The organism is Nostoc sp. JL23, assembly GCF_017115065.1.
GTDB lineage: Bacteria > Cyanobacteriota > Cyanobacteriia > Cyanobacteriales > Nostocaceae > Nostoc > Nostoc punctiforme_A.
In genome coordinates, this window is record NZ_JABXKN010000113.1 from 1 (window position 1) to 10,376 (window position 10,376).

Here is a 10,376-nt window from a genome sequence, read left to right on the forward strand (position 1 = left end):
TAGTTCATCGTTTTCATCCCTACTTTTATCATAAGTGATTATCCGAACATGATATTACGCATCACTGCTCCTCTGGTGCTGCAAAATTATGATGTATATCGTGACATGATTGGAGATGAGTCAATGCCGCTGCTGGCTAATCCCATTCAGGTCTGGGATGAGGTCACTTTCTCATATATCTATGTGCCGCCCCATGTTGAGTATGACCGGCATATTCCTACCTTTGAGTTGCTAGCTGAGTGTTCCTGGGACCCAGAACACGGCTTAGAAGTACGCTTTCGCAATGGAGTAGCAGACGATGCAGATCAGATAGGTGAAACAGGACGTTAACAATTCAAAATTCAAAATGACGCTCTCTACGAGATGCTAAAAGCGTAGCTTGCAACTCTTAAAGAGTACGCGGACTCGCTCAAAGCGTTGGCGCAGCCTCTCTAAGAGTTGCCATGCCGAAGGCGTTGCCTCTCGTTCGCGTTAGCGTCTCTGAAAGAGAAGAGAAGGCTTTACGCTGCGCTAACAAAATTCAAACATTTTAGACATTTCAGACGGGGATTTAAACCCTTTAATTTACGATAAAAACTATCTTGTTTGTGAGCTGATGCATTTATGAGGGCAGCACATTGAAGAAATAACAAGGGCGGCAAGATTGTCAAAAAAGCATCGTCGTAACTTGCCTCTAAAAATTACCTTGAGCCAAAACATGGCAGTTTCAGACAAAGAACGTCGATATAGCCGCTCTCTTGTTTCCATTGCTTGGGATCAACTTGACGCAATCGACGCAGATTTTCATCTTTTGGATGAGGCAGTGCTTTACAGGACGTATGTTGTTGAATTTTATGCAAACAATAGCCGAAAAGAAAGATTTTCACGTTGGGGCAATTCATCAATTATCCCTACTTCCGGCAAAATTGAAAATCTAAAATTCCGTGATGACAAAATCAAATAATTGATGTGCCATTTCTAATTTAGAACAAGGTGCAATTTCTACCTGATTTCCTTGACTATCTAAAAATATGGCTTGATTATTATCACTCCCAAAACCACTATCAGGTTGATCGATGGGATTGGCAACAATAACATCAAGTTTTTTATTGTGTAATTTTTCTAACGCAGGTTTGACAATATCACCAGTTTGTGCAGCAAAACCAATTAATATTTGATGCGGCTGTTTATGTTGTGCTAACTGGGCAACTATATCCGCTACTGGTTCCAGAGGTAAAGCTTGGGGGAGCGATCGCTTGGGCAATTTCTCTGTACTATAATCTCGTGGCTTCACATCTGCCACGGCTGCTGACATGACAATGATATCAGCGTTGGGTAAATATTCCACCATGACGTGCTGCATTTCGTCTGCACTAACAACGGGAATCGCTTGTACTCCCAATGGTACATCCCAATTAGCTGGGCCATGTACCAGAGTGACATTTGCTCCTCGATGAAATGCTGCTTGAGATAGCGCCAATCCCATTTTACCTGTGGAAGGATTACCAATAAACCTTACTGGGTCAAGATACTCTCGCGTTCCCCCAGTGCTAATTAACACTCGCTTATTTACTAAATCTCGTTTACCTTGAGTGTGTAACAGCGATTGGATGTGAGCAAATATTTCTGGAGGTTCTGCTAATCTACCAGCACCAATGCGATCGCACGCTAATAATCCTGATGCTGTATTCATCCCATGATATCGGCTATCTATCAATAACTGTTGCCAATTCCGTTGCACCGATCGCTGTTCCCACATATCAGTATTCATGGCGGGTGCTAACAGCACGGGACAAGTAGAAGCCAGCACGGTATTTGTGAGTAAATTATCCGCCATCCCGTAGGCTAACTTGGCTAATGTATTAGCTGTCAAAGGGGCAATTACCATGACATCTGCCCATTCACCTAACTCAATATGTAACGGACGAGAGTGAGTTGGTTGCCAAAAATCATCATCTGTGTAGGCGGGATGACGAGATAGAGTTGATAAAGTCAGAGGCGTGATAAATTTTTGCGCCGAACGGGTGAGGATAACTCGGACTTCTACCCCAGTTTTAAACAGCGTCGAAACCAATTCACAGATTTTGTAGGCGGCGATACCGCCACCTACACCAATGAGAACCCTGTTCAATTTTGGATTAGTCATGGTAAAAAGTTAGGAGTGAGTCGTTCAAAAATTAGTACTAAATAGTTATAAATCCTAACTCCTAACTCCTAACTCTCAACTAAGCTTCATCATAGGGTTCCAAGTCTAAGAGGTAGATATAGGGTTCAACTAACTCTGGACGCTGAAATGCGATCGCTCGCAATAGATGCCAATCATTTAAACCCTCAAAAGCATTACTATAATTATCCAGTTCCAGACGTGTAGCTAGTTCTTCTACTTCTACTGCACTCATGGCAGCAATTTCTTTTTGGGAAATGCTTAGAGTTGTCATAATACTTGCCCCTCCCTTATGCAGCACTCGCCTTCAGCATGGGTTAAGTTGCGCTGAACGCAGCCACCCAATATATATTACTCATTAGAAGTCATTAAGTTCGTGAAAATTGTCAGAATTTGTACCAGAATTTATAAAAAATTCGTAATCCTGACTAAGCAATTGTATTTACAACGAAATTTCGTAGCACCTCTAACGTTTTTGGATCTATTTCATGCCCCATATCAAATTCGTGGTATTCTACTGCCACTCCTAGAGACTTGAGAGTTTCTCGTGCCTTCAAAGCAGCTTTCAGGGGCACAACTTCATCATATCTACCGTGAGTGATTAAAGTCGGCGGAATCCTACTTTTAGCTGCCGTTAGCGCGTCAGGATGTAAATACCCGCTCATGACAACTAAACCTGCTAAGGGTAATTTTGAGCCGACATCTAAAGTCATTGCTCCACCTTGAGAAAATCCACTCAAAATGGTACGTGACAAAGGTATGCCAGTAGTACTTTCTAAAGATTCCAAGAAATCTGTTAGCACTTGCCGACTTTCTGCCAACCCTTCATACATATTTTCCACCCGCAGGTCATACCATGCCCTCCCTATGGGGGAATAGGGATAAGGATAAGGTGCATTGGGCAATACAAACTGGTAATCGGGTAAATTGAGCAATGGTAACAAAGATGCTACATCCTCAGCATTAGCACCCCAACCATGCAAAGTGACAATTAAGCCTGCTGGGGGTTGAGAAGTCGCGGTGGGAACGGTAAGAGCTTGTAAAGACAGAGGTTTACTCCTAAAATTCTACTTTTGTACATAGATCCTATCTCTTCAAGCAGACTTAGTATTTAACGGTATTTGCTGCTTGCCTAAAGAATGCGATCGCCGTCAAGTTAATTTACCCGTAGTTTGGTTGAAGAATTTGACTTTGCGCTAAGTAATTCCTAATAACATTAACTATTTGTTATCTGCTTCATCTTCAAGCAAGATGGTATTGAGAAGATTTAATTCACTGGATGCCATAAAGTAGCGATCGCTAAAAACTGTTTCTAATTGTGTAAAAATCCGTCTACCTGCTACAGCTATCCAAGGAAATGTTCGATAGTGAGGTACTACAGGTATGATTAAGCCTTGAGGAGTTAGAGAACGTCCTAGCGCACTTCTCCAAGCTTGCGGATCTTCTAATACCTGTTGGCGAGTATCATCTTCTGATTGTTCATTCCAGAAATGGGGATAGTCTAGAGGTAAGCCAATAACTATGTTTTTAGTTTTTAATGCTTGACGTGTGGAAGATTCAATAACAAATCCTTCTTGTTCCCGACTCAATAGTTTGTATAGTTCATTGGCAGGACGTTTGAGTTTTGAGGGAAATTTGAACTTCTGGCTTTCGGCAATTTCTTTTAGCGATCCTAAAAGACGACTGCTATTTTGTTTAACATCAGCTTTCCATGCTTCAAAGCTAAATATTTCTTCAGTTTGGCGATCGCTCCAATCTTCTATCCAGAAAGGCCCGATACAAGTTAGATTATCCGGTATCTGTAACTCGTCATTATCTAAAGTTGGTAATAATCGGCTTGAAATCCTAGAAACAGTTTTAACCAAAGCTTGTAAAGTTTGATAATTTGCATAGGACCTGGCATTTTTTTCTAATGATTGACCTCTCAAGTCAAAATGTTTAAAGATGTTTGCAGTTAACTGCTCCGCTTTTTTGACAATTGCTTTTGCTTCTTGAGGATGACTATCACTGATAAAAATTTTGGCTTCACGCAAGAAATCTAAGACATCATCAGACATTAAACGCAGCAATTCCTCATCGCCAACAGAGCCAACTGGGACAAATGCAATTCGGTTTTTATTAAGTCCTGCATCACCTTTGATGCGGGTGTGAATTGTAGAGCGCAACATTACCAGCAAAGTCAATAAATCGCTGGATTGACGCAACCATAGTCTTTTAGGATCAATGTCCTCTCTTTCAATGATGAAATCATTGATTAGCATAACTAAGCGTCTATCTTTGTTATCTCCAGAAACTTCCATTCCGGTTTCTGGATCTGTATACATTCCTCTACCCCGGTAAATTAATTGCGCGACTTCCATTAAAGCAGCTTCAATATTAAATCGGGGAATTGCAGCTATAATCCAATCTGTTTTCGGGAAAGAAACACCTCTTGCGCCTGAAGAAGTCATGAGAAAAACTCGAACTTCATCTCGTCGTGGCGGCTTGACTAATTTCAATCGCCGATCGGGTGATACACTTTGATCCAAAACCTCCACCTGTTCTCTGTTTACCAGAGCTTCTTTACCAGTGGTTAATTTTTCCTGCAACTGACGTAGAAAAGCTTTATCCTGAGCAAAGAAAATTAACTGCTCTGCTCCCTGTTGTAAGCCACTCTTGATTTCTAAGTAGGCATTTGTTAGCGATTCCTCTTCTGATTTTTCTCGAATTGCTTGTCTAATTGTCTGCTCTGTGCCGTCACTGTTTTGACCTGGTTTAATGGGTGACAGCCTAATACTGTAGTCAATACTGAGTTTACTGGCGGGATAGCTATTTGTCATGACGTGTAGCGTTGGGTGTTTTTTGAGGCCAATTTTTGTATGAGTGCCTGTCACCCGAAACGCTGCTTCACCTCGACTTTGACTTATTAGAACTTTATCAGGAGCGCGATCGCCTGAGTTCAAAAAGCTATCCAACACAACTTCATTGCTAAGTGAGGCATCAGCAAGAATCAGCACAATTTTAAACGGAGATTGATTTGTATCAAACGGTTTAATAAATTGCTGTTCCAACCATTCTGCTAACTTACGGACAAAGGGCGCACCTGCACCATCACCAGCGAGTTCATCTACCATGACAACTATGGTGGGAATTCGCGCTGCAAATGCTGAACGTTCCTTTTTTCCCGGCTTAGTATTGGGATCTTGTTTTACAAATAATTTGCTGAGGGCATTAACTGTGGTTGATTGATCGTTGAGCGTTCGATAACCTTGGATAGCAGCAGTCATTACGAGCTGATCAACTTGGGGATTGGCTTTGAGCAATATTTGGGCTGACTTTGCTATGGTACCCAATACACCAGGACTTTTAAGCGATTCTACGCTGTAATCCCGTTCGTTGAGGCGGCGTTTGAACCGAGTCGAGCCGACGATATTGCAATCAATATCATGTTCTTGTTCTGGGGTGAGGAAGAAGATATGCTCATCAGGACGTGTGAGTTTTTCGATACCATCGACAACAACGCCACTTTCGATCAAGCGAGGTGGAAAGTTGTTTTGCTGAACCTGTTGTTTATACCATTCGGGTGCTGCAACAATCAAATTTTTATTGCTGGTGATGGTTAATATCTCAGTGGGACGATTGTTGTCTCTAGCAAGTTTGTCGGTAACATCTCGATTAATTACAACTCGCGGACTGAGATACAAAAATAAGAACCCTTGAGACTGCTGCTTTTGCTGTTTAAGAAATTTCATCACAGCAGTAGTTTTACCAATACCTGGATTTCCTTCCAAAGCTAGGACGTTAATTTTACCGACTTGAGCAGCAGTTATACCAGCAAATACTGCTGCCTCGTGTACTTGTCGCAGAGGAATTGTTGCCTTATTGGGATTGATTTCATTGATACAATCGGCAATTGGGGTAATAGGGTTGCCTCCAAAGAACTCAAGTAATGCGTCGTTGTCTTCAATAGATGCGATCGCCTCAGCCTTGCTAATTTCACCCATTGGATTGTAGAATCCCTCTACATTCTCCTGAAAGAGAAAGTGCAGATATTGACCTAGAGTTGGGTTTTCAGCTAGATGTTGTGCTTGTTCTTTAAAAGCAGAGGGTAGCGATCGCACTAACTTTCTGAACACCAAACGAATTTCTGCATCTAGATCGAGTGGCACATCATCATCTGAATGTTTAGCCTTGCGATATGCTTGTCCCAATGATTGCATTAACTTGGCTCTAGTATCTGGTTCTGGTTCCACACCCCAGAATTGAGCAGCAAGACTTTCAATACCATTGGATGTGACAGCGATCGCTCTAGCGTTACAACTTCCTTCTAATCGCTTATGCACGCGCAACAGATGAATCAGGCGATCGGTATAAGATGATGCCTGACAGAGCTTAAATAATGGTTTATCTTGACCACTAAATGCTGAAAGAAAGTTTTCCAACCTTTTAGAGAGTGAAAAATCTTCACCCTCGACCTCTGCACAAACTCTAGAGAAAACCCCTCGTGATTCAATGTAACGGGCATAGCGACTAATTTCTTCTCTATGAGGAGCTTCTTTTTGAAAATCTGCAAATTTGAGGGGTGCGTTATACGAAAATTCCAGGCAGATAATTAAATTCTCAATTTTTTTGTGTTTTGGATTTTGTGGCTGAGAGGAGGCAGTTTTCTCATCTTTGGAAGGGCTAAATTCGTTGGACAGCCATAAAATAAAATCGGCTCTGGCTGGTTGTCCACGCTTGACTAAGTTCTCGTCTGGTTTTCCTGGTAGGTTGAAAGCTTCTTGAAATGCTTTTGCTGTCTCTTCTTTTTCTTCATCCCGTTGCATTTGCTGTCCTGGCAATGTCAACGGACACCAAATTGCTTCTAGTTTAGGTTGTCTAATTTGACTGTGGTTGAGACACTCACGCATTGCTGTCCAACCTAAACCATAGCCGAGTACCAGCAGATGACGTAGCATTGTTTCCACCCATTCTTTGTTATTGGCATCTGTTATTTTGAATTCTTTCACCAGTTGGTGGGAGATATCTGAATTTTTGTAAGATTGCCAAGGCTGGAGAACAGAATGATCGTTCAAAAGTAAGTTTCTGTGAATCAACTATTGTAAAACACCGCGTTTAACAGCAATTTCAAATACCTGCCCCCAAATAGAGGCTTGTTGTAGAAGGGATGATTCCATTACTTCCTGTGCAGAACTTGAGAAACGTGGGTAAGTACAGCGCGATAATTAAGGAATACCTGTCCTTTGCGGCGAGTGTGGAGAACTTTCACTTCGCCAGCCCCTTCAACTGTAGTAGGCGCTATCCAACTAAATGGGTCTAGTACTGGGATCAGCTGACCTTTTTGCACACCTCGTTCAGCTTCGAGAAAATGCAAGCCCCGCAGCACATCTAGTAAGCAGTCATGAATAGGAGACTTCCGTTCTGGATTTATCAAATGCTGACGAGCGCGTTCAGTCCAGTTGATATCGCTAACTTTTGCATCCGATACTAGAAAATAGATGCAGAAACCAGATTGTAGGCGCTCTTCTGCTTGAATAGCATAAAGTGTGGCAAAAGTATAAACCGGAATGAAATCACGGGAGTCGTCTGCTCTAACGGAGCGTTGAAAATCTGAATGGTCTCCAGCTTGCAAAATTTCAAATGCTGCTTCATTGTATCCGCGATCGCGCAAGCGTGTAGCAGGAAATACATCCCGCACCATTGGGTAAATGTTGATATCAGGAAAAGTTTGAAAGACTTCTTCTAAAAATTCTGTAGGTATTAAAGAAGAATTGTAAGTTGCGGCTCGATTAATGCGGCGATCGCCATAGGCATGAACTAATAAAATAATGTGCTGACATCCTTTAGCTCTGAGGTGACGAATTTCTTCTTTGACTGAGCGTTGCGTTTTCAATTGTTCTTGAGAATCAAGCACATCAGACTGCATCCGTTCTCTCTTGAGTTCATAACCGATAAACGGTTCACTAACGGCTGTAGCAATATAACTTTGAGTGAGAAAAAGATAAGCCTTTTCAGCATCATTGAGAAAATTCCCCTCGTTACAGGGACGGCTGGCGTAGGAAATTAAACCAATCTTGGGGGCTGAATGTATATATCGCCTACTGATGCAAAGTTGAAATGCACTCAATAATGCATTAAAAGTACCAGATTTAATAAATTCTTGTGTCTTTTTAGGTTGGTTCGCCAGATTTTCTAGAATAAGTCCCTGCATTCGGATCGGGGTATCTTCACCTAGTATGGCTTCCAAGGTTTGGGCAGCTGCATAAATATAAGCATCGCCGCTCTTGTCCTTATTTTCATCATCTAGTTCTTTTCCTGTTTCTTGCAGTCGCAGCATTAAGGTTGTAAAATCAACCGATTTTTCTTTCTGACCACGTTTTTGCAATCGTGTGATGAGTTTCCACAAACAGCAGTAAACTAGTACAGCAAAGGCGGTAACTGCGGCTGCATGATACTGCTTATTTTCCTCAGAGCCTCTTGTATTGGCTCGCCGCTTTACTGTTTCAACATCGTATTCCACTATGATGGCGGCTGGTAATAACCATTCTGTTTCTGCTTGAGAAGCATTGTTAGAAAGCTCATAAGTCAATTTACCATCTTGTCCCTTTTGCCAAGAACGAGGAACCCAACAAACTTGGAGGAGTTTCTGTGGCAATAAACGCTTTGCCCGTATTTGACTACGTGTACCTTTAGTTATTAAGTCGTATTCCGAAAGCTCGGCAGTAACCTTAACTGAAAATAGAAGTCCTGATGTTGCTGGTTGCTCACAAATTTCAATATGTTTAAACCATTCAACCTGTTCGCTGGAATTTTCTTGTCGCTCTACAAGCAACTTTCTTACGTCTGGTGTTGCACCTTCTAGCCGATCCCAATTAATGATACTGCTTTTAACACAGATGAATTGTTCTGAGGAGCGATCCTGAGCTTGAAGTATGACTTTTTGGCTCTTGTCGCGCAGTACTTTCGTCAAAGCCTTAGCAATAGATTTCATTGACTGGGAGCGTTCCTGTAATTCGTCTAAAGTCTGGCTAATAGCTTCCTTACCCTGCGATTGAAAATTTGTTCGGAGTTGATTCACCACATCGGTTAGTAATTCTTTAGTTAGCGAGACTTCATCCTGTTTAGGAATGACGACTGTCAAAAAGATGAGTTGAGCTAAACGACGACAAAGTTCCCAAGGTTTTTGTAAGGAAGATTGATCGTCACTGAGTAAATATTTTTTAATTTTCTCAATTCGTACTTCAAAAGCAGGTTTGCCTAATTCTGGGTTGTCTCCATTGACTCGAAAACGATAGCTGACTTCACGCTCAACTTGATTTTCAGTCTTTTTCTCAAAAATTTGAGTTGTCCACTCAGGCCAAACAGCTAGACAATAATAAAAGGTTGCTTTGCTAAGTTCATCGGTCAAGTCGAACTCAGCTGCACTACCGAAATGAGCCGTTAAATCAAACGTATAGTCTTCTTCTTTAGCAGATTCAACTAGAATGCGTATTCGATTGACATACTCTACTAAAAGTTGGTAATCTCCATCGTTACTCGATCGAGCATCGTCTGCGATCGCTTCCATAATCCGAAAGCTAATTGTCAATCGGACGCGTGACAATGCTTCGTCGTCTATGAAATTTAAAAAACGCTGGATTTGGCTATCGTATCGATTTTTTTCTTCTTTCAAAGTTGCGATCGATGAATTAACTTCATCTTCATCGTTGCCAAGTTCGTTTTCCAAATATTTTGCGGCAGCACTGCACATTTGCTCAAAATAATCAGTATTTTCAACTCGTTCGCGTGCAGAAATAACTGTTGCCACAGACTTGTTAGCCTTAGTATCTCCAGCTTGAAATGCTATGGGTATGAGGTTGGCAGTATTGGGCATATTTCGGAAAAACGTACCTACTTTTTTGCCAAGTTGTTCGAGCTGCTTCTCAGCGTCATCTAACAGCAATGTCGATAATAAGCTATCGGAAGGCACAGCAGTATTCAGTGCTTGATCAATAGCAGTCATTAATCTGTCTATCGCACCCGGTAACTTTGTAGCATTGCCATCACTCAAACAGCCGCCAACGCGTGACCTATTTCCATGTGCTGGCATCGATAAGTTTTGAATAAACCCACCACCTTGAGCAGGATTAAAAGCTTTTTGAAATTGTTGTGTGAAAAATAGCCGATACATAGGGACTTCCAGAAAATAAACTATTCCACCAACAGTAATGATAATCATTTTAAAGGGGGGATGAAGGGGCTGCCGACGGCAGCC

General features: G+C 41.7%; 7 protein-coding genes. 2 read left to right on the forward strand and 5 right to left on the reverse strand.

What is annotated here, in order from left to right; genetic code table 11:
- Nucleotides 1-48 precede the first annotated feature (48 nt).
- Together HWQ42_RS23050 and HWQ42_RS23055 are read left to right on the forward strand one after the other, a co-directional pair.
- Nucleotides 49-330, forward strand: a complete 282-nt coding sequence (locus tag HWQ42_RS23050; protein WP_292816437.1) for a hypothetical protein — start codon at nt 49-51, stop codon at nt 328-330.
- A gap of 367 nt (nt 331-697) precedes the next feature.
- Entirely contained in the window at nt 698-943 is a 246-nt protein-coding gene (locus tag HWQ42_RS23055; protein WP_292816438.1) for a hypothetical protein, read from the forward strand.
- Here HWQ42_RS23055 and coaBC read toward each other — a convergent pair.
- The 5 genes from coaBC to HWQ42_RS23080 form a co-directional block, all read right to left on the reverse strand.
- A complete protein-coding gene (gene coaBC, locus HWQ42_RS23060) occupies nt 914-2,125 on the reverse strand; it encodes a bifunctional phosphopantothenoylcysteine decarboxylase/phosphopantothenate--cysteine ligase CoaBC (protein WP_292816440.1) in 1,212 nt (403 codons plus the stop codon). The genes HWQ42_RS23055 and coaBC overlap by 30 nt on opposite strands.
- A 79-nt stretch (nt 2,126-2,204) precedes the next feature.
- A complete protein-coding gene (locus HWQ42_RS23065) occupies nt 2,205-2,417 on the reverse strand; it encodes a DUF2555 domain-containing protein (RefSeq protein ID WP_094351471.1) in 213 nt (70 codons plus the stop codon).
- Nucleotides 2,418-2,571: 154 nt separating this feature from the next.
- Nucleotides 2,572-3,192, reverse strand: coding sequence for an alpha/beta hydrolase (locus tag HWQ42_RS23070; protein ID WP_292816445.1), 621 nt, complete (start codon nt 3,190-3,192; stop codon nt 2,572-2,574).
- 171 nt (nt 3,193-3,363) lie between these two features.
- The gene (locus HWQ42_RS23075; RefSeq protein WP_292816441.1) at nt 3,364-7,197 is read right to left on the reverse strand and encodes a helicase-related protein; all 3,834 of its coding nucleotides are present in this window, start codon (nt 7,195-7,197) and stop codon (nt 3,364-3,366) included.
- Between the two features lie 101 nt (nt 7,198-7,298).
- Nucleotides 7,299-10,376 (reverse strand): hypothetical protein (locus HWQ42_RS23080; protein WP_292816443.1); only part of this gene is annotated, 3,078 nt, incomplete at its 5' end.

What these genes read in the sequence shown, in the direction of transcription:
- HWQ42_RS23050 (WP_292816437.1), top strand. Translation starts at nt 49, where the DNA reads ATGATATTACGCATCACTGCTCCTCTGGTGCTGCAAAATTATGATGTA.
- HWQ42_RS23065 (WP_094351471.1), bottom strand. Translation starts at nt 2,417, where the DNA reads ATGACAACTCTAAGCATTTCCCAAAAAGAAATTGCTGCCATGAGTGCA.
- HWQ42_RS23055 (WP_292816438.1), top strand. Translation starts at nt 698, where the DNA reads ATGGCAGTTTCAGACAAAGAACGTCGATATAGCCGCTCTCTTGTTTCC.
- coaBC (WP_292816440.1), bottom strand. Translation starts at nt 2,125, where the DNA reads ATGACTAATCCAAAATTGAACAGGGTTCTCATTGGTGTAGGTGGCGGT.